The organism is Nostoc sp. DedSLP03, assembly GCF_034530815.1.
Classification (GTDB): Bacteria; Cyanobacteriota; Cyanobacteriia; order Cyanobacteriales; family Nostocaceae; genus Nostoc.
Window position 1 is genome coordinate 22,554 of sequence record NZ_JAVRCK010000076.1, and the last position, 21,235, is coordinate 43,788.

General features: G+C 39.7%; 16 protein-coding genes. 4 read left to right on the plus strand and 12 right to left on the minus strand.

Annotation, left to right across the window (positions count from 1 at the left end; all coding sequences use genetic code 11):
* Window positions 1-102 precede the first annotated feature (102 nt).
* The 11 genes from rfbC to RM368_RS28390 all read right to left on the minus strand — a co-directional run bounded on the left by rfbC (window position 103) and on the right by RM368_RS28390 (window position 12,693).
* Window positions 103-660, minus strand: a complete 558-nt coding sequence (gene rfbC, locus RM368_RS28340) for a dTDP-4-dehydrorhamnose 3,5-epimerase (protein WP_322697143.1) — start codon at window positions 658-660, stop codon at window positions 103-105.
* A gap of 90 nt (window positions 661-750) precedes the next feature.
* Window positions 751-1,596: a phytanoyl-CoA dioxygenase family protein gene (locus RM368_RS28345; RefSeq protein WP_322697144.1), complete on the minus strand. Its 846-nt coding sequence runs from the start codon at window positions 1,594-1,596 to the stop codon at window positions 751-753.
* A 21-nt stretch (window positions 1,597-1,617) separates the two neighbouring features.
* Window positions 1,618-2,460, minus strand: coding sequence for a phytanoyl-CoA dioxygenase (locus RM368_RS28350; RefSeq protein ID WP_322697145.1), 843 nt, complete (start codon window positions 2,458-2,460; stop codon window positions 1,618-1,620).
* Between the two features lie 50 nt (window positions 2,461-2,510).
* A complete protein-coding gene (locus tag RM368_RS28355) occupies window positions 2,511-3,518 on the minus strand; it encodes a glycosyltransferase (protein ID WP_322697146.1) in 1,008 nt (335 codons plus the stop codon).
* A 105-nt stretch (window positions 3,519-3,623) separates the two neighbouring features.
* Complete coding sequence (locus tag RM368_RS28360) at window positions 3,624-4,616, minus strand: glycosyltransferase family 2 protein (RefSeq protein ID WP_322697147.1); 993 nt, start codon at window positions 4,614-4,616, stop codon at window positions 3,624-3,626.
* A 218-nt stretch (window positions 4,617-4,834) separates the two neighbouring features.
* Window positions 4,835-5,863: an SDR family oxidoreductase gene (locus RM368_RS28365; protein ID WP_322697148.1), complete on the minus strand. Its 1,029-nt coding sequence runs from the start codon at window positions 5,861-5,863 to the stop codon at window positions 4,835-4,837.
* Between the two features lie 666 nt (window positions 5,864-6,529).
* On the minus strand, window positions 6,530-7,744 hold the full coding sequence (gene lhgO / locus RM368_RS28370) for an L-2-hydroxyglutarate oxidase (RefSeq protein ID WP_322697149.1): 1,215 nt from the start codon (window positions 7,742-7,744) through the stop codon (window positions 6,530-6,532).
* Between the two features lie 116 nt (window positions 7,745-7,860).
* Window positions 7,861-8,634 (minus strand): glucose-1-phosphate cytidylyltransferase, encoded by a 774-nt coding sequence (gene rfbF, locus RM368_RS28375; RefSeq protein ID WP_094351583.1) that lies wholly within the window; start codon window positions 8,632-8,634, stop codon window positions 7,861-7,863.
* 327 nt (window positions 8,635-8,961) lie between these two features.
* On the minus strand, window positions 8,962-11,127 hold the full coding sequence (locus RM368_RS28380; protein ID WP_322697150.1) for a tetratricopeptide repeat protein: 2,166 nt from the start codon (window positions 11,125-11,127) through the stop codon (window positions 8,962-8,964).
* A 58-nt stretch (window positions 11,128-11,185) separates the two neighbouring features.
* Window positions 11,186-11,968, minus strand: coding sequence for a PP2C family serine/threonine-protein phosphatase (locus tag RM368_RS28385; protein ID WP_322697151.1), 783 nt, complete (start codon window positions 11,966-11,968; stop codon window positions 11,186-11,188).
* 50 nt (window positions 11,969-12,018) lie between these two features.
* Window positions 12,019-12,693: a vWA domain-containing protein gene (locus RM368_RS28390; protein WP_292862202.1), complete on the minus strand. Its 675-nt coding sequence runs from the start codon at window positions 12,691-12,693 to the stop codon at window positions 12,019-12,021.
* A gap of 746 nt (window positions 12,694-13,439) precedes the next feature.
* Here RM368_RS28390 and RM368_RS28395 point away from each other — a divergent pair.
* On the plus strand, window positions 13,440-14,825 hold the full coding sequence (locus tag RM368_RS28395) for a response regulator (protein WP_322697152.1): 1,386 nt from the start codon (window positions 13,440-13,442) through the stop codon (window positions 14,823-14,825).
* Window positions 14,826-15,159: 334 nt separating this feature from the next.
* Here RM368_RS28395 and RM368_RS28400 read toward each other — a convergent pair whose 3' ends face one another.
* Window positions 15,160-16,329, minus strand: a complete 1,170-nt coding sequence (locus RM368_RS28400; protein ID WP_322697153.1) for a hypothetical protein — start codon at window positions 16,327-16,329, stop codon at window positions 15,160-15,162.
* A gap of 1,176 nt (window positions 16,330-17,505) precedes the next feature.
* Between RM368_RS28400 and RM368_RS28405 the strand changes: the two genes are divergently transcribed.
* The 3 genes from RM368_RS28405 to RM368_RS28415 all read left to right on the plus strand — a co-directional run bounded on the left by RM368_RS28405 (window position 17,506) and on the right by RM368_RS28415 (window position 21,167).
* A complete protein-coding gene (locus RM368_RS28405; RefSeq protein WP_322697154.1) occupies window positions 17,506-18,003 on the plus strand; it encodes a hypothetical protein in 498 nt (165 codons plus the stop codon).
* A 324-nt stretch (window positions 18,004-18,327) separates the two neighbouring features.
* A complete protein-coding gene (gene pheT, locus RM368_RS28410) occupies window positions 18,328-20,778 on the plus strand; it encodes a phenylalanine--tRNA ligase subunit beta (RefSeq protein WP_322697155.1) in 2,451 nt (816 codons plus the stop codon).
* 119 nt (window positions 20,779-20,897) lie between these two features.
* Window positions 20,898-21,167, plus strand: a complete 270-nt coding sequence (locus RM368_RS28415; RefSeq protein ID WP_289799149.1) for a YciI family protein — start codon at window positions 20,898-20,900, stop codon at window positions 21,165-21,167.
* The last annotated feature ends 68 nt before the right edge of the window (window positions 21,168-21,235 follow it).

The window sequence follows — 21,235 nt, forward strand, 5'->3', positions numbered from 1 at the left end:
CTGCCTCTATGGCGATGGTATATTTTTTGGAAGTACCTTACCTCATACAGAGGAGCCAGTGTGTTGTACGAAAAACACCTGGCACAGAGAAATAGTCTATAGTTATCTGGAAGCTGTACCGCCAACAGTCATCATTCTCAACAAAGGCCAATTTAAATCTTTCTCGGAGATTTCGGTTACATCTAGAGGCCAATCAATGTTAAAAAATGGGTCGTCATAGCGTAAACCTCTTTCATATCCTGGGGTGTAAAATTCACCCACTTGATATACAACTTCAGTCTCATCGGTGAGCGCTTGATAGCCATGAGCAAACATTTCTGGAACATACAAAGCGCGGCGATTTTCTGGGGTTAGCTCTACACCAATATGTGATAAAAAGCTAGGAGATTCAGGACGCATATCAATAATTACGTCGTAGATTGCTCCTTTAGTACAGCGAATTAATTTGGTTTCTGCTGCTGGCAGAATTTGATAGTGCATTCCCCGAATAGTGCCTTTTTTGTAATTAAAAGACAGGTTACATTGGGCAACTGTTGGCTTTAATCCATGTGCTGCAAATTCTTGAGCGCAGAAAGACCGAGCGAAAAAACCACGGTGGTCTGGCTTTTCTTCTAAATCAATGATGAATGCGTCTTTGAGTGCAGTTGAAGTGAAGATCATGAATGAATAACCGTGAAAGGAATATTGAGGACGACAAAACTTGTTACAAACCTCATCAAAAATAGTTTTGAGTGGTTTTTAGATTAACAATTAGCTTGCTTGGACTGAACTATATGGCGCTAACTTTGGTTGGGGAAAAGTATTGTCTCGATATTGAGTACAAACTTCTGGACGATCGGGAGAAGTAGATGTGTAGCACGAGAATAAAGTTAACCTATCTTCAGTGCGTGATGTACCGTGATGTATGGCTTTTTTGGGATCGACAATAATGACTGTTCCTGCCGATCCTGTACAAGATTTCCAAGCCTCTTTCGGGATAATTTCATTTAGTTCTTCATCGGTGATGCCTAAATGACCAGATTGCCAAAGCTTGTAGTAAGTACGGTAATAGGTTAATTTAAATAAAGAGGTTAAAGAGGCTGGGATATATTCAAATGGCCCGTGCTTTTCTTCAACATCATTTAAGTAAATAATGATTTTGATCATGCGGCGGTCTTCTGCATCTTTATGCCATAGTTGTGTACCAAATTGATTTTTATTAGGGAAATCTTTGCGGAGATGTACACCATGAAAAATGATTGGCAGACCAACATAGTTTTCAATGATGTTTAAGAGCCTTTTTTCGTTTCCCCAAGTAGCAAATTCAGTTAAATATGTAACTGTGTAAACTTGGGGAAATTTTTCCTTTGAATCGTCATGATTACCAGATTCCATTTGGGACGAATAACCATAAGCTGCCTTGAGCAATTCTGGTGTTGAATCAAATCCCAATTCAGCAAGTGTGGTAATATGAATACCATCACATTTAAGGTCATCAAGAATTTTGCGATCGCTTGCTTCTAGTGCAGGCAAATTAGCAACGTGTTTTAAAAGTGCTAATCTGTAAACTAACTCAGATCCCAGTGAAGATATTTTGCGTTTAATCTTGAGCAGCATAACATGACTACCTTTAATAGACTATCGGCTATTTTCTACTTGTTGCATTAACTCTGCTCTGGGATAAGTATCATCCCAGTATTGGGTGCAGAGTTCTGGTCTTTCAGGAGGGTTGGCGGTGTAACAAAAGAATAGTGTTGAGCGTTCTTCTGTGCGAACTGTGCCGTGATGCAAAGCATTTTTCGTATCTACAATAATCACAGTACCTGCTGGGCCTGGGCAGGATTTCCAAGCTGATTTGAGGATGACTGGTTTCACTTCTTCATCGTCGATGCCCATATAGCCTGATTTCCAAAGTTTGTAGTAAAGCTGAATATAATTCCAACTAAACAAGGAAGTTAAAGAGCGGGGAATGTATTCAAAAGGCCCAGTTTTTTCTTCAACATCATTCAAGTAAATAAAGATTTTGATAATCCGACGATCTTCAGCATCGCTGTGCCATAGTAGTGTGCCAAACTGATGTTTGCTAGGGAAATCTTTACGTAAATGTACACCGTGAAAAGCAATAGGCAGACCAATATAATTTTCGATGATATTGAGAAGTCTTTTCTCCATTCCCCAGGCATAAAACTCTGGTAAACCTGTAACTGTGTAAATTTGTGGCAACTTTTCATCTAGATGGTCGTTGTTGGGATTTTCCATCTGAGACAATTGCTGGTAAGCAGCTTTGAGCAATTCAGAGCTAGAGTTGAAGCCTAAATCTGCCAGGGTTGTGACACAAACACCGTCTTTTTTGAGAGCCTTGAGAATGTTGCGATCGCGCCCTTCCAATGTTGGTAGATTTCTGCTATGCTTCCAACGAGCTACATAATATTCAAAGTCAGCAGATAGCGTAGATAATTTGCGTTTAATTAGATTAAACATCTGGTAAGCTCTTTCTATTTTCAATGTCGATTTATCAGTAAATTATTAGCTTATGGCTTATAGTTACGTATTTCTTGAGCGGGTATTTCACTTGATTCGGCTAAACTAAATTCTTTAGAAATCATCACGTCAAAAGCACATAAACCGACTAAAGCCAAAAATGGGACTACTGTCTTAATGGCAGACATAGGCCATCTTCTTAAAGCACCTAAGAAAACTTTCAAGTTGACTTCTTTACCGTTCTGCAAAAGCATCCGCCGACAAAACTGCTTAGAATATCCACTCTGCTCCAATTTCAAAATTACTTCAGGTATGTGTTTGTATTGCATTAACAGTGCAGATTTTGGTTCTTTCTGCCAATAACTCACACCCACGACACATTCTAAATAAGTATCTTTCGTGACAATTACACGACCATTAGAGGCACAATACCCAGCTAAATATGCTAAAGATATCCAATTATTCTCAGCATCTTGCCAATTTTGTAGAGCGCGTTTCACTAAATCAGTGCGGTAGATTGTCGCAGTCAGAAAAATGACTGCACCAACACTTTTTGAGAAACAATGTTCAAATATAGCTTTACCATCACCATCACCATCTTCACTATCTATATCAAACCAGCGATTACCAACAATTGTTGGTGGATGAACTGGTTCACCAGTAATTTGGTTCCGACCGGAAAAGTTGAGAAACAACAATGATAAATCTTCATATTGCTTAAGTTTGCTAATTACATAAGCAATAGCTCTATCTTGGATTGGGTCATCATCGCCAATTGTCCAAACATATTTTGTTGTAGTAGAATTTAGGCAATACATAATATTTTTGACAACACCTAAATTTTGAGGATTTTTATTTGATTTGAATGGAATACTGCTAAGTATTATTTGCCATTTTTTAATCACATCCTGAGTATTGTCTGTTGAACAATTATCAGAAACTAAAATTTCACAATCATCTTCAAAACCTTTGATAGCTTGAGCTAGCCATGCTAACTGTTTATCCAGTAATTCAGCACGATTATAAGTCGGTATAGCAATGGTCAGTAATTTCTGCATAGTAAAAATAGTAGTTAAGAAATTGATATATGAATGCTTACAGGCTAGTACAGCACAGCGTAAATAAACCACCCATTTCAAATCAATGAAACGCTTACACTATATTCATTTTGAATTTTGAATGTTGAATTTTGAATTCCGCCTTGCGCTACTAGTCTCTAGCTGTTTGGGTGGAAAAAGAATTGCCCAAGCTGATATGCTTAACAAACGTAGGTAAGGAATAAATATCTTGATTGTCAAGAAAGGCCAACGTTTCAAAGCACCTAATAGGATTTTCAAGTCAGTTTTTTGATGGAAATTCTGCCAAATCATTTCCTGACAAAATTTATGAGGATATCCTACTTTTAGGAGTTTTATATAAACTTCAGGTATGTAGGCATATCGCATTTTAAAATTCCATGTCGGGTCGAGATCCAAAAGACTAGCGCCCATAGTACATTCTAAATAAGTGTCTTTAGTAACGATGACACTCCCATGAGCAGCACAAAATGCAGTCCAATATGCTTGAGATGCCCAATTATTAGTAGCAGACGGCCATTTTTGTAAAGCGCGTTGCACTAGATTTGTGCGATAAATTGCTGCTGATATAAAAAGTACACCACCAAAATTTTCATTCAGATAACTTTGAAATATAGTTTTACCATCAACTTTTAGTTCGTCGTTATCGCTATTCAACCAGCGTTCGACAACAAGTTGACCTGTTTGTTTTTGACGACCAGAGAAGTTTAAAAACATTAGTGCTAAATCTGAATGTTTTTTTAGTGTTGTTAACACATAATCTAGAGTTTTATCTTGAATTGGATCGTCATCACCAATTGTCCAAACATATTTACTAGTTGGAGCTTTTAAGCAACAAGCAATATTACTCATTACACCAATATTTTCAGTGTTTCTATTTGATGTAAATGTGACATTACTAAGAATTGTTTGCCACTTTTTAATAACTTCTTGAGTATTATCTGTAGAACAATTATCAGAAATAAAGATTTCACAGTCAGACTCAAACCCTTTAATAGATTTGGCTAACCAAGTAAGTTGTTTATCTAAAATCTGGGCACGATTGAATGTAGGAATTGCGATAGTCAGCAATTTATTCATCTTCTGCTTTGTTTCTTTAGCTTTTTCTCAAAATTTAGAGATGCAGTCTAGCGGCAATTTATTTAGCTTTCAGATGGCTAACTTGTTTACTAATGCTGAGGTGAACGCCATAAACAACTCGCTGATTGCAAATAACTTGATGGATAGAATAAGCCCGAATCAAATAGTATTGATTCGGAAGCTTAGATTGTTTTTCCGTTGCAGCTAGGCAACTTGAGCTATTTTTTATTCCAGAAGAAATCTTTGTCAATTTGCTCTGTCCGAATTAGATACTCTAGCTGTTTTAAACGAGTAAATCCTCTAAACAAGAAAGTATCTTCAGCCATGTGTATTTGACTGAATAAATCAAATAGCTGCTGGGCACCAAGTCGGGCATTCCAATCACATTTAAATCCAGGTAGGATTGTGTTGATTTTCTCGAAGGATACGCGATAGCTGCGGTTATCTGCGCCGTTGTCACCAAAGGACAATTTGCAATCTGGGAAAACATCAGCAATAATTTCCGCGATTTCTTTAACGCGATAATTATTTGCTGTATCTCCCACGTTGAAGATTTGGTTATGTACAATGTCTCGTGGTGCTTCTAAGGTGCAAACTATTGCTTTGCAAATATCTAATGCGTGGACTAATGGCCGCCAAGGTGTGCCATCACTAATCATTTTGATTTCTTTGCTAGTCCATGCCAACCCTGCTAAGTTGTTTAAAACAATATCAAAGCGCATTCTGGGAGAAGCACCAAAGGCTGTCGCATTCCGCATAAAGGTGGGAGAGAAGTCATCGTCAGCAAGTGGTGCGACATCTCTTTCTACAAGAGTTTTACATTCTGCGTAGGCTGTTTGAGGATTAACTGCGGATTTTTCTGTGACATCACCTGCGGTAGCAACACCGTAGACACTGCACGAAGACATATATACGAAGCGACGCACACCCATAGCCTTAGCTAGACTAGCCAGACGAACTGAACCTACATGATTAATTTCGTAGGTAATATTAGGTGCTAATTGTCCGGCTGGGTCGTTAGAGAGTTCCGCCATGTGAACTATGGCTTCAATACCTTCCAAATCATCAGGGGTGATGTTGCGGATATCTTTGTTAAGGGTTTTGGGTGTGACTCCACTAGGGTTGTACAGCCAACCAACTTTATAGAAGCCGGTATCTAGACCAATAACTTCATGTCCTCGTTCGATTAACAAAGGGGGTAATAACGAACCTAGATAGCCTTCTGTGCCAGTTACTAATATTTTCATTGTGGTTAATTCCTTTGTATTGTGTTGATGAGTTAAATTCTTCGTTTAGCTGGACGCACAGATGTACGCCCTAGTAGTCTGCCAACCCAAAATTGTTAGGTGAGGGCTGGGAAAAGGGGAAAGGTTAAAGGTTAAAGGTTAAAGGTTAAAGGAGTAAACATCTTTTCCCTTTTCCCTTTGCCCTTTACCCCGCCAAGGAAACTTGGCGAACTACTAGAGTGTGTTGCATCTAGAAGGGAACCGCTATATTTTTCGTTTGTAGGCAATAACTTGACCTCTCTCCTAAAAGGAGAGAGGCTTTGAATCTTACCCCAATTTGAAAAATGATTGCGACAAATGGAAAACTGAAACACTTATCCAATGGATGTTTCACAATCCAAAATCTAAAATCTAAAATCTAAAATCCAAAATGGTATTACCCCTTTTCTTTAGGTTGGAGGTCATTGAACTCAACCCAGAAGCGCTATATATAAAGTTATTACATAGTTTGCTGACTAACCCATTGGGTAGCAGCACTTTATAGCGGTTCTGAATTGATGCACGACACTTTTTTTAGTTGTGGGATGGCTATCTTAACCGTCCCTTGTATTTCGAGGCAAAGAAAGATGCCTACTATACAAGATTCATCCCTTACTTCAGCAGTCCCGGAAATAACAACTATGCTATCTATGCAGTGACTACACTCTCTAGATGTGAAAGTTGGGGAATTTCTGCCACAAGTGCTTTGCCGATTTCTAGAGAGGATGTAGCAGCAGGAGAAGGAGCATTGCAAACATGAATTGAGTTTTGACCGGAAACAATCAAAAAGTCGTCTACGAGCTTGCCATCGTTCATTAAGGCTTGAGCGCGGACTCCTGCATGGGTGGGAACTAAATCTTCTGCTTGCACTTCGGGAATTAGTTTTTGTAAACTTCTAGTGAAGGCTGCTTTGCTAAAGGAACGAATGATTTCTTGAATGCCTTCATCAGCGTGTTTGGTTGCCAATTTCCAGAAACCGGGATAGGTGATGACTTCTAGGAAATCTCGTAAGTCAAAGTCGGTTTTTTTGTAACCTTCGCGTTTGAGCGATAGAACGGCGTTTGGCCCTGCATGGACGCTACCATCAATCATCCGGGTAAAGTGGACACCCAAGAAGGGGAAATCTGGATTGGGTACTGGATAAATTAATGTCTTGACTAGATAGCGTTTTTCTGGGGTGAGTTCGTAATATTCTCCCCGGAATGGGACAATTTTTGCTTGGGGTTCAACTTGACCTAGTTTGGCGGTGCGATCGCTATGCAATCCAGTACAATTAATTACAAAGCGGGTTTCAAAGCTACCTTTGTTTGTTTGCAATACCTGATTTTTACCACTTGGAGAGATTTTCAGAACTTTCGTATTCAGGTGCAAATCCCCACCCTGCTGTTGAATTAGCTGGGCATATTTCAAACAAACTTGCTTGTAATTAACAATGCCAGTTGAAAATACCCGAATTCCGCCTACACATCTTACGTGAGGTTCAATTTCCTTGACTTCTTCAGGACTAATTCTCTGGACTTCTATGCCATTGTCTAAGCCGCGTTGGTAGAGATTTTCTAAGCGTGGTAGTTCTTGTTCTTCAGTTGCAACAATTACCTTACCACAAACTTCATGGTCAATTCCATGCTCTTGGCAGAATTCTACCATTGAACGAGAACCATCACGACAAAATTTAGCTTTGAAACTCCCTGGCTTGTAGTAAATACCAGAATGAATTACCCCGCTATTATTACCAGTTTGGTGAAATGCCCATTGACTCTCTTTTTCTAGTACTAAAATCCGGGCATTGGGATAGCGTTTTCCTAAAGCCAACGCTGTCGAGAGTCCAACTATTCCCCCACCTATAATCGCAAAATCATACATTAGTATTATCGTACTTCAAATTACAGTAAATTTATAAAGTTATTTGTCATTTGTCACTTGTCATTTGTCATTTGTTATTTGACTCCTGACTCATAACTCATAACTCCTAACTCTTCTTACCATACCTTCCAAGGAGCCTGATTGTTTTTCCACAGCCCTTCGAGATAGTTTTTATCGCGTAAAGTATCCATTGGTTGCCAAAACCCATCATGCCTGAAAGCTGATAGCTGTTCCATATCAGCTAGCTTTTCTAATGGCTCTTGTTCCCATACTGTAGAGTCATCAGCAATTAAGTTGATTACTTCTGGTTCTAACACAAAATAACCGCCATTAATCCAAGCTCCATCACCTTCGGGTTTTTCCCGAAAGCTAGTGATTTTGGTTTGCTCATATCCTAAAGAAATAGCACCAAAACGTCCAGCTGGCTGAACGGCTGTGAGTGTTCCTAAGCTATTTTGTTCTTTATGAAATTTAACTAGCTCGGTGATATTAATATTACTGACACCATCGCCATAAGTAAAGCAAAAAGTTTCATTACCAAGATGTTCGCTGATTCGCTTTAAGCGTCCGCCTGTCATTGTATTATCACCCGTATTTACTAAGGTGACACGCCAGGGTTCTGCATAACCAGAATGCACGTTCATCTGGTTAAAGCGCATATCAAAAGTAACATCTGACATGTGTAAGAAGTAATTAGCAAAATACTCTTTAATTATGTAACCTTTGTAACCACAACAAATAATAAAGTCATTAATGCCGTGAGCAGAGTAAGTTTTCATTATGTGCCAAAGAATTGGCTTACCACCAATCTCAACCATCGGCTTGGGTCTAACACTGGTTTCTTCACTGAGGCGTGTACCAAGACCTCCAGCCAAAATCACCGCTTTCATGCAATTACCTCGGAGATTTGTAGGGATATGATTATTCGACTTTTTCGAGATGAAGAGGATGCACTTCAAGGGAGAGAAATGTATTTCTGATTTCTGTTTCTCCGTCAATAATCTAACTGTAATTTCCGATGAAATTATAAAGGTAAGATAAATTAAAATCTTTTCAATATAAAAGCTCTATGAATATCTATAAATACAGAAATAAATTACTCAATGAAATAAAAATATTACCCATAAAATAACTAGGATTAGCTGGCGCTAACCCTAGTTATACTTGATTTTTTCAATCAAAACAAATAATATGTTAGTAACAAAAACTACTTGTTTTTAATTAGTTTTTTCTACATTACTTGAGCCTTGGAATAAAGGGTCACATTTGTTTTCGATGACTACACACATATTACTGAGTGCTTGTTGATAATTATCCATATCATCTTGATCGAGAAATATTTTGGCAGCTGTCTGTATATCTTCGACAGCTTTCGCTTGATTTTTGTTAGATTCACTACCGCCATATTGTGCCAGTTCATAGCGAACCATACCTCGTTTGAGATATGCTTTTGCTAGTTTGGGGCTTAGGGCTAATGCTTCGTTAAAGTCAGCGATCGCTTGATTATATTCTTGCTGATAATTGCTGCTATATTGAGCAATTTGATAATAAACAACACCTCGCTGGAAGTAAGCTTCGGCTTTGGAGATATTACGTTTTATTGCCTGAGTAAAATCTGCGATCGCTTTTTTGTAGGTTTGTTGAGATTCACCGCTGTATTTAGCCATTTGAGCGCGGACAATCCCCCGTCGGACATAAGCTTCAATTTCATTATTATCCAGACCAATGGCTCGATTATAGTCTGCGATCGCTAGATTATATTCTTTATCGGGATCGTTGCTATATTCGGCGAGCATATAGCGGGCATTGCCTCGATTTACCAGAGCTTTGATTTGATTGGGATTGATTTTCAGAGCTTGGCTATAATCTGTAACTGCGCCTTCGTAGTCTTTCAAGTTATAGCGGGCATTACCACGATTGACAATTGCTCTAGCATGTGTCGGTTCTTGTTCAATTGCTTGGCTAAAATTGGCAATTGCTTTGTCATAGTCTCGCTCTTTATAAGCAATATAACCTTGCTGATAAGAATCAGCGAAGCTGAGTTTATTATTTGGCTGGGAAGACTGGATTGTTTGTTGGGTGTAAGCATTTTGGGAAACTAATGGCTGAGTAAATTTAATCATTACGTCTGCATATCCCAATAAACCAAAACCTAGCAAACAACAAATAATCGGGTATAACTTTGACTTTTTGGAAGGTTTATATGAACCACTGGGAGTCATTGGCTGCCAGTAATTAACTAGCTGCTGCGGTGACATGACTCGCTGGGGAAAATGCGGTGTCTGATTGTAGCGTTTTCTCGCTTTGACTCGCGGTTGGAGATGTTCTCTAGCTTCTATAGCCCGATGTGATGGGAAGGGGTCGCGTCCGCCTAATCGCACTGTACGTTCGCACCACGGACAGCTACGCATGTGGTTGTTGTAGCGATGCTGGGGATTTGTTGTACAGGTAATCAGCGACTCTTCGGCTTCAGCGATGGCTGAGAGCCAAGTCTGGGCACTGGGGCGTAGTTGGGGGTTGTTATGACCCTCTTCAAAACAACGGACAAATAATTCCTGTAAGCTGGGATGGAGAATTTCCCAAGGGGGTGCAATAGGTGTCGGCAGGTAGGGTACGTAACGCTTTTGGCTGTAAGTAAAATGACCCGACGCAATGCGGGCTTCGTAAGGTGGTGGCTCAATCGCACCTTGAAAAATCCCCGAAAATGGGTGAGTGCCTTCCATTAAGAGTTGAAATACTAGCACCCCTAACCCAAATAAATCGTGAGAGATTTCGCGATCGTGCTGGGCAAAAGTTTTATTTTGTAGTTCTGGTGGAGTAAACTCTGGTTTACCTACTGGGCAACGATAAACAACATTGCTGTTTGGGTCGGTTACTTGGAAAGAGTCTGTGTCTATCAAAGTCACCAGTGCTGTATCGCTGACGAGGATATTAGACTCGTTCACATCACCAATGCAATATCCACTAGCGTGCAAAGCGGCAAAAGCTGCCGCCAAGTTTCGAGCCGTGCGGAGCAGGTACTGATAGTTGAATAAAGGGCAATGTTGCCGACGAGTTCTGGGGTTGTAAAAATCGATGATTGGACGCATCCCCTGGATACGTGGCATCAAAAACCCCAGGATGCTATTTTTGCCATCTGCTGCCCGCAATAAATCCTCTGGCCAAGCGATAGAGATATGCCCTAAACTCGCCGTCGGGTTTTCTGGCGGGTTAACAAGCATCGCCTGGAGTTTCTCTGCATGGGCAGTGGTTGGCTTGTGGTAAATCTTCGCCACCAAATCGTTATCGGATGGCACTGCATAAACACAAGCTTCACCGCCACGTCCCAAACTGACATTGAGACTGAGGATTTCTTTTTTGGGGGAACAACGTAGTACCTGCATAATGAAATTACCGCTAACGGAAGTTATTGTAAGATGTAGAAACCTGTAGATTTGTTGCTCATGAGTCGTTGAATGCAGCTATAATGAGTGTTAAATCATCATCAGTGCGTTGTGTAATCCGCTCTGAGCGTAAAAATTTTACCAATTGCTCCTTCGCTTCTGTCTTATCCTCGGTATTGGCGACAAATTCAAACAGCGGAAAAAAGAATGGTTTGTGAGGTTCGCCAACAACCATATTCAAAGCCAGCATTTGTAATCCGTCGGTGATGATACCAACATTTACTATGTCTGTACGCCATAATCTCATTTGTGCTGTATCTAAGGCATTGGGCGAAGTTAAAAAAGTCGTTTCGTTAATGTATTCACCACTGTCAGGCATAGTTAGTGCCAACAGATTGCCCAAACGATCTTTTGCCACTGCCAAACCATCACCTATCTGAACTACAGCTACAACTTCTGGTGTGGCAACCAGCATAATTAAGGTAGTTGCTAAATCTTGAGGCTGTTTGTCACAAGTAGTCGCTTCATCCTCCACAGCTTTTTTGGCGGCGAATATGGCATCATTTAAGAGCGATCGCACCAATGTATCATCAGTCAAACTTCTTCGGGTCAGCCCTTTGGTAGAAATGTTTTCTATTGCTGTCTCCACAGCAATCATCGCTCCCACTTTCCCAAGGCTAGCAGAACCCGCGCCATCTGCTGCGGCCGCCACTAAAACATGATCTGACAATATCTGCCAGTGATGAGCATCCTGACATAATTGATTGTTTTTTAAGTGACTTGTACCACATACAGATGCAGCCACAATCCGCCATTGAGCAATCTGTTTTGATATGTTCATAAATTTTTTTCAAGCAGCTAGCTGGGTAAACATCAAGCTGCGATTTTTCATTAAACAGTCCCCCAACCAATCGGCGGTAGTGCTACCTGTTCGTCTACTTGGGAATGAGAAACAGCCGACATACTAGTTGACAGCCAGACAAACATCTCGATAAAATTTAATCCTTTAAGCTTTAAAGGAGTACGTACAGTTATTTGATTTAAACGCGTCATATTCGCATTTTCTACCCCAACTGTAAAAAATGCTACCCGCTTGTTCGCCTCGTCTCCCTGTAGGCGATGGGATGCTTGCTCTACCACTTGCTCTAACTCACCTTGGGGTTCTCCATCGGTAATCATAAATACCCAAGGACGATAGTAAGCAATCCCGTTGGCACGATACTGAGATTTCCGCTCTTGAATTATGTCCAAAGCTTTATGAATTCCCGCACCCATTGTTGTCAAGCCTTGGGCTGTCAAAATCGGTGGATTGAATTGATCGGCAGTCACAAAGTCTTGTACTACATTGATATTACTATCAAAAGTGACGATCGCTACTTCCACCCGTCTCGCGGCTAAGGAATTTTTGACTAGTTCATCCTTTAAGCTTAGTAAACCTTGATTTAAAGCTTCAATTGGCTCTCCTTGCATCGACCCAGATGTGTCTAATAAAAGTACACAAGGACAACGGGGTTCTGGGTTCTCAGCAAATTCTACTACTTCATCAAGTCTTAATGTATCATGCATAACTTTTTGTGTTATGTTAAAGTTCAAAGCTTTATTTCCCTTTGCTCAGAGTATATAGTTCCAATCGCCGAGGCGACTACAGAATATAGTATCTATTGGTAGATGCTCTAATCTTTATTAAACAAATTATTTTCATGAAGTTCTCTATATATTTAAGATGAACTTGAGTACAGCTTAGTTTAGCAAAAAAGAGTTTATCAAAACCCAGCATTACCTGTTGTAATGTATCTACCAAAAATTTATATCCATTAACCCTACAGTACAATAAATACGTAAACTTTTTTAGATAAGTTTTTAAAGATTTTATGTAGAAGAATCGTTTCTTTAAGGAAAAGTAATTAACCATAATTAAGTTCGTTAACTTTAGAAGTATACCAGTGTAACTACGCAAACTTGGAATTAAATGTACTTCTTGAAGTGAGTGGGCATAAAGAAACGTCATTATTAAGGTCTTCATTCAAGAGTTGTCAGTAATTAGTAAAATCCAGAATTAACCAATATCCACTGAGAATCTCGCTATGATAGATGCTTACCTTTATTCATACCTACTTGCTTTTTGAGATAGATTAAGTAAAATGTGCTAAATGTAACAAGCTACCTAAAATCTTACAATTTTTAATATATGTACATATTTTCAAATAAATAATTTGTAGTTAGAAAAATATTACAAAGAAGAGAATACTTTATAGCTCATATTTTCAATCTACAAATGTTCGCTTGTTGATTCCGCAAAAAACTTGAAAAATATGAATAACTCAGGTACATTCACCAAACTACGTCCTCTAAGTTTGTTAAGACAATTATCCAATTGTTCCGACAGTACTTGTTTACAAGTATTGAGTAACTCAGTTTCTTGGTCGATTTACTTAGAACAGGGCAAAATAACTTACGCTACCCATTCCGTGGAACCGTTCGATCGACTAGAACGCCATTTGCGACGCCTCAGCCAGCAAATTCCACTGCTGACTAATGAGGTTCGCCATCAAGTACGGCTGATGTTTGAACCTGACTCACACAGTCAGTTAATCAAAGATGACACTAATTCAAGAAGCCACCCTCCTGAGTATCAGGCTATATCCTGGCTTGTTAGTCAACAACATCTACATTCTACACAAGCAGCAGTACTGGTTCAAGAATTAGTTAAAGAGGTAATTGAATCATTTTTGCTCATCAAAGAAGGTACTTATGAATTGACAGAATCACTTGATAAAATGCCAAAAATTTGTCGGCTAGGTGTCGAAAAAATTCTAGATTATTGCCAATTAAGATTACAGAATTGGCAGGCTTTTATACCTAAAATTTCTTCTGCATATCAACGTCCATATCTATTGATTAATAGCAAGTTTGATGACCAAGATTTACCAAATCTACAGCCAGATTTAGTTAACTGGATGAAGGGTTTTAGCTTGTGTCATCTGGCTGTAATTTTGAATCAAGATGAAATTCAATTAGCTCGCAATTTATACCCTTACATCCTTAAGGGTGCGATTATCCTTCATGAACCCGATCCACCTTATGATAAATTACCAAGGATTTTTGAGGAGCAATCGCTTTTCTCAAAATTGATTTCAGGGTTAGTTGACACAAAACAAGAACTAAGTAACACTGTCAATTCTTACCAAAATATTCCTGAAGAGAAAATAGTGCCTGTTCAACGATTACCACAGATTTCTACTCCTTCCAAAGAAAACTTTCAGGAACCAACAATATCAAATAACATAAATTCTGCTTCCCCAATAGTAACGGCTGCTACTGTAACAGTAAAAAAAGTCCACAAAATCGTTTCTGTAGATGATAGCCCTACAATTCTTAAAGAAATCAGTTATTTCTTAGAAAATGAAAATTTTTCTGTAGTGACTATTAACGATCCAGTGAAAGCAGTTTTGTCAATTATAAGGCACAAACCAGACTTAATTTTGTTGGATTTAAACATGCTAGGAATTGATGGCTATGAGTTGTGCCGGATTATACGAAATAATTCACTATTTCAAAATACTCCTATTATCTTTGTCACTGGGAATAAAGGAATCGTAGACAAAGTAAAAGCGAAATTAGTTGGGGCGTCTGGATATCTGACTAAACCGTTTACTCGCGCCGAATTACTGAAAATAGTCTTTATGCATTTGACTTAAATTAACTACCTTACCCATTACATTTTTAAGAGTAATACTTGTGGATTAATTACAGATTAGACTTACGCAAAAAGTGCTAAAAAGCTTAATTTATCGAACTGCCAAGAACGCCAATAACGTCAAGAATCGTAGAGTTTGCGTAAGTCCTAACAGATTGAAATTCTTGAAGTACTAGAAGGTTGATTCTTGCGCCGCTCAATGAGAGCAATGTCAACTACAAAGCTTAACCCAGAAGTATTGTATTCAAAATGTAATCAACTCAAGTTGGTAAAAAGAACCATTGCCACAATAGACAGGCTTACCGATGCAACAGATCCCTTTCTGCTACAAACTTTTAGGCTATGGTAGAGAAATCATAATTTGGGTTGTTGTAGCCTGGATTTGATATGGCGGATGTTACAAGGTCAGAACTACTGAGTAAACTGCTGACATCAGTTCCTATATTTTGGCTAGGTTTAGTACTACCTAGCGATATCAGTTCGCCACTAACAGAGAAATTCCAGCCTTCATTACCAACGAGTGTTTTGTCATCACCACTAGCTTCAATCCGGTTTCCCAGGAGATTGCTGTTAGTTACATTGGCAGTGTTGCCACTACCAAGGATATCGTTTTTACTACCAGGTAGTGTATTGGCGTTACCAAGGATGTCGTTGTTATTGCCTAAGTTCCAGTTACCGTTACCGTTGGTTGTATTCTCGTTACCAAAGCCCCAGTTGCCATTACCTTCGGTTTTACCGCCATCACCGTAGTTCCAGTTTCCGTTACCGTTGGTTGTGTTACCGCTACCAAAATTCCAGTTACCATTACCATCGGTTGTGTTGTTACTACCATATAGCCAGTTACCGTTACCTTGGCCACTGTTATCGGTAGTATTTGCACCATCTAATTTTTGAATATCAGATATCCAGTTGTCACTCTTATAAGGTACAGGTTGACCGTTGCCAGTTTCAGGTAGGTTGCTACCACTTTCCTTGGAGGGTGGAGTGTTGCCAAATGGTAAGTTACCAGGAAGGTTGCCGCTACCACCAGATGCGCCACCAGCAAAGGGGTTGCCGCTAGCACCAGATGCATTACCACTAGATGCGCCACCAGCAGATGCGTTACCACCAGATGCGCCACCAGCAAAGGGGTTGTCGCTACCACCACCTAATGCACTAATATCATCCCCAAGGACTCCGATGAGTTGATTGAATGGATTATTAGTATCAGTTAAAGCCCGCTCGTCAAGTGGTCGCTCGTAATTATATTTGTACTTTCCATCTTCACTGGTTGTGGATGAGTTACCACCACCGATGAAGGAAGCGAAAGGATTACTACCGCTAGCAGCGCCACCAAAGCCATCGCTACCGGAGGCACTGCCACCAAAGCCACCGCTACTATCTAAACTGCTGCCATCGCTAGACTGCCATTTGCCATCACTGAAAGAAAAATTGCCATTACCAGTTAAATTGTTGCTAGTACTTTGTGACCCAGTAGTTTGATTGCTATTGCCAGAAGTTGCCATTAGAATTAAACTCCTATTACTCAAGCTTAAATACCTCTATCAAGAGGAATATCAACGACATGAATGAAAGCATTTTTTTACTTTTATTTTCCATAAAAAATACTAATAAAAACAGCAATCACCGCATTTAGTAAAAGTGTACATAATCATATTTATATTTAAAATGAACAAAATTTCGATTGTATTGCCGATTTTTTAGATTGGATTGTCTATTCTTTCGATCTTGTTGAGGTAGATTTCAGAAAAATGTCTGATAATCCTTATGTTGAAAGCTTTAGAGGTAGTTTATACATTGATTTTTCGGCACAAACAGGGCAAATTTACCTTTTTGGAGTTTTACAAGATAATGTAATGTAATTACACTACAAAAAAGAGTTAAGTGTGATTTTTGTAGTTTATTGAGTGAGAAGATATTATTTGTGAGGTTTTATCGAGTTTTAAAGATTAAAGTTCTGCGATCGCTAGAGCAAATGCATATAAATTACTCGCGATCGCAACCAATTTTATGAACCAACGAAAAACTCAGCATTTCTCATTTGATTTATTTTTCAAGTCTCAAAGCCATATCTCTGATGAGCTACGCCTTGTGAAATTGTAGTCATTGCTCATCTCAAAAAGCTGGGCTTGTTGAGAATAGAGAAAAAATAATGTCCCTTTTACATAATGTAATAATTGCTAAACTATGGACTAATAGTGCTAGAAAGTAAAACTAGGTGAATCTTCAAGATAAGTAAGTCGGGGAGAATAAACATAACTATATTAAGAAATATAAACACATTTGAAACCCTTACAAATGACCAATGACAAATACTTCGACTTCGCTCAGTACAAGTGACAAATGACGATTATTGCTAGTTAGCTTTATTTGTATCGTTCTACTTAAATTCAGCAAAAAATTCCTTGCAAAGCACTGTTGAAGTTTTTGAAATCAGAAAAAAACTTGTGTATTTAGATTGCTGGTTTTATGGTATTTTGACTTAAGCATGAGAAACCAAATGGCTCTCACTCGTAATGGTTATGCAAGAAGCGATGTCTACGACGGGTTGCGCCAACGCATAAAGGTTAACTAATTGCGTTTTGTGTTTTGAAGCTTCACTCTAGCAGAAAAAAATAATTTATCAGCCTGGTTTCTGGTTAAACTAATAATAAAAATTCCTGACTCTGGAGTATAAAAAAATGAAAAGTGTAGTAAGCGCAGCAGTTATATTAACATTGATTGGTGGAGCAAATTGTCTTCCTAGCTATGGAATATCATCAAATATCAAGCCTTCAAGCATAGAAGTTAAATCAATTGCTCAAGGTAATCATCAACAATTGATGACTAAAGTTGGAACTACTTTAAATACTCCATTTTATCTGAGATATGGAAGGACAGCTTACCTCCCCACTGAAAATATTGAAATCAAATTTTCACAAGTTATCCAGGATTCTCGGTGTCCTTCTGATGTAACTTGTATTTGGCAAGGGCAAGTTATTATTGGATTAGACATCATAAAAAATGGTCAGCAAGTTTCAACATTAACGCTAACCCTGATACCAGGTCGTGATGCTTTACCAATTCAATTTTTAGATAAGTATTCGGTGAAATTGATCGAGGTTTCCCCGTACCCAAATAGCAAAAAGGCGATCGCACTCAAAGACTACATTGCTAAAATTGTTGTTAGTAAAAATTAGATGACTAAGTAATTTGTAATTCGTAATTCGTAATTCGTAATACTCGCCTTTGGCGAGAAGCAAGCTACGTAATTCGTAATTCGTAATTAAAAAAGTTAGACTGAATCTGGATTTTCAGCTTTACATCTCTAGCCTGATTTTGGATAATCGGTATTTCTTGCCTGCGTAGATATATTCTCAGTATTGACTTATTTTTACATTGCCTGTCTAACGTAGTAGGATTGTTCAAGTGAAAGGGTGTGCCTTGCGGGGCGAGTAGCCATCGATCGCTAGCAGGCACCCTAAAATAAGAGCAAAAGACGATTCCTAAAACAAGCACACTCCATGCGTATTTCTCTAAATTGGCTGCGCGAACTAGTAGAGATAAAACTTAGTCCAGAAGAATTAGCCGAAACCCTGACAATGGCGGGGTTTGAGGTTGAAGAGATTGAAGACCGCCGCACTTGGGCAAATGGCGTAGTGATTGGCAAAGTGCTTGAGCGTCAACCCCATCCCAACGCCGATAAATTGAGTGTTTGCCAAGTGGATATCGGTACAGGTGAAACTTTAAATATTGTCTGTGGCGCTGCCAATGTGAAGGCAGATATCTATGTCCCAGTGGCAACTACGGGTACTTACTTACCCAACATCGATTTAAAAATTAAACCTGCAAAACTACGTGGTGTCCCATCTCAGGGCATGATTTGTTCTTTAAAGGAACTCGGTTTGCCCACCGATGTAGACGGAATTCATATTTTTACCCAAGAAAATTTACCATTGGGTAGTGATGTCCGACCGTTGTTGGGTTTAGATGATGTAATTTTAGACCTGACTGCAACTGCCAATCGCGCTGATGCTCTGAGTATGGTAGGTGTAGCCAGAGAAGTAGCAGCTTTAATGGGTGGAAAGTTGAGCATTCCTGAACCTGCTGAAGTCTCTATTCCCAAAAATGCCGGAAATTTAGCTTTAAAAATTGCCGATACCCAAGCTTGTCCTGCATACATCGGTACGGTAATTGAACAGGTGAAAATTGCTCCATCTCCCGAATGGCTGCAACAGCGTTTGCGGGCGGCTGGGGTACGTCCCATCAGTAATGTGGTAGACATTACTAACTACGTTTTGTTGGAATGGGGACAACCACTACACGCTTTTGATGGCGATCGCCTAAAATCTGTTGCAGGTAGTGAAAATTTAAGCATCGGCGTTCGCTTCGTCAATAATGGAGAATCCCTCAAAACCCTGGATGGACAAACTCGCAGCCTCGCAACCCAAAATTTGTTAATCACCGCTAACGAAAAACCCGTTGCCCTGGCGGGAGTCATGGGTGGAGAAGAAACAGAAGTCCATCAAGGTACTCAAAGCCTAGTTTTAGAAGCAGCTTTATTTGATTCCGTGGCAATTCGCCGTTCTTCGAGGAGTGTAGGGTTAAGAAGTGAGGCTTCTGGCAGATACGAACGGGGAGTTAATCGGGCTGAGTTGGAAATAGCCAATCGCCGCGCCTTATCCTTAATTAGCGAATTAGCGAGTGGAATTATAGTCCAGCAAGAAATTGCCGACACCCGCCCCGATCCGTCTACCTGGAGTCGTTCTATCGCCCTGCGCTTAGAGCGAGTTAATCAAATATTGGGGCCGATAGATTTAGGAGAAGATACAGGCGAACTGCAAAAACAAGATGTTGAGCGCATCCTGACTGCATTGGGATGTCATTTAACTTCTTCAGGAGAAGATAGCAGCCATCAACCTACGTGGTCTGTTTCCGTACCACCCTATCGTTACCGCGACTTAGAGCGCGAAATTGATTTAATTGAAGAAATCGCCCGTCTCTATGGTTACAACAAATTCTGCGATACTCTACCAGAAAAAGCGGAAGCTGGTTATCTGCCTTTAGATGAGGAAGTGATTCGCAAATTACGAGCTTTCCTCCGGGCTGAAGGATTGACAGAATTAATTCACTATTCTTTAGTCAAACCAGGAGAAGACAGAAATATAGTCCTGTCCAATCCCTTATTTGTCGAATATTCAGCGCTGCGAACCGATTTGATCTCTGGGTTAATTGATGCCTTTCAATACAATTTAGAGCAGGGAAATGGCGCCCTTAACGGGTTTGAAATCGGGCAAATTTTCTGGCAAGAAGAAGACGGTTTGCAAGAAACAGAAGCCCTAGCGGGAATTATGGGAGGGGATATTTCCCTTGGCAAATGGTCAAAAAGTGGACGTGAAGAACCCATCACCTGGTTTGAAGCCAAAGGCATTTTAGAAAGTGTATTTCGGCAACTTAGCTTACAGGTAGAATATCAACCCGATTGCCGCGACGATCGCTTACATCCAGGACGCACTGCCTCCCTGTGGATTCGGGGTAACAGACTAGGGATTTTTGGGCAACTCCATCCCCAACTGCGACGAGAAAAAGGTTTACCAGATTCCGTTTATGTCTTTCAGTTGGATCTAAATGTGCTTTTAGATTCTCTGGGAGAAGATGAAATTCTCGTCTCCACATTCCAGCCTTATTCTACATATCCAGCGAGCGATCGCGACATCGCCTTTTTCGCACCCGTAAAAATTTCAGTTGTCGAAATTGAAAAAGTAATTACCAAAGCTGGTAAAGATTTGCTCGAATCGGTGGAATTATTTGATGAATATCGTGGTGAAAACGTCCCCCAAGGACAGCGGAGTTTAGCATTCCGCTTAATTTATCGGGCTAGCGATCGCACTCTGACTGAGGCTGAAGTCGAACCAGTACATAATAAAGTCCGCGAAGCCTTGGTAGAAAAATTCGGCGTCAACTTGAGAAGTTAGTCATTTGTCACTTGTCGTTTGTCATTTGCTAGGAGTGAGAAATTAATCATTTCTTACTCCCCGATGCACTGGTTGCAAAATCTAAAATCCAAAATATAAAATCCAAAATAGTCTTAGCTATGCCTAAATATGTACTCTGGGGAACTTACTGCGAAGACGTTATCGAAAAACGCGCCCCCTATCGTCAAGCTCATTTAGACGGATTAGCAAAACAGAAAGAATCCGGTGTACTCATTACAATCGGCCCTACCAAGGATGTCACAAAAGTTTTTGGGATTTACGAAGCCGAAGATGAAGCCACTGTGCGCCAGTTAATTGAAAACGATCCTTACTGGAAAAATGGCATCTGGACTGAATATTCAGTCAAAGAATGGATTCAGGCTTTATAAATTAAGTTTGGGGCTTGAGGGGGCGACAATACTCGTTAAAGTACCACAGGTAAAGGATTTGAAGTAAC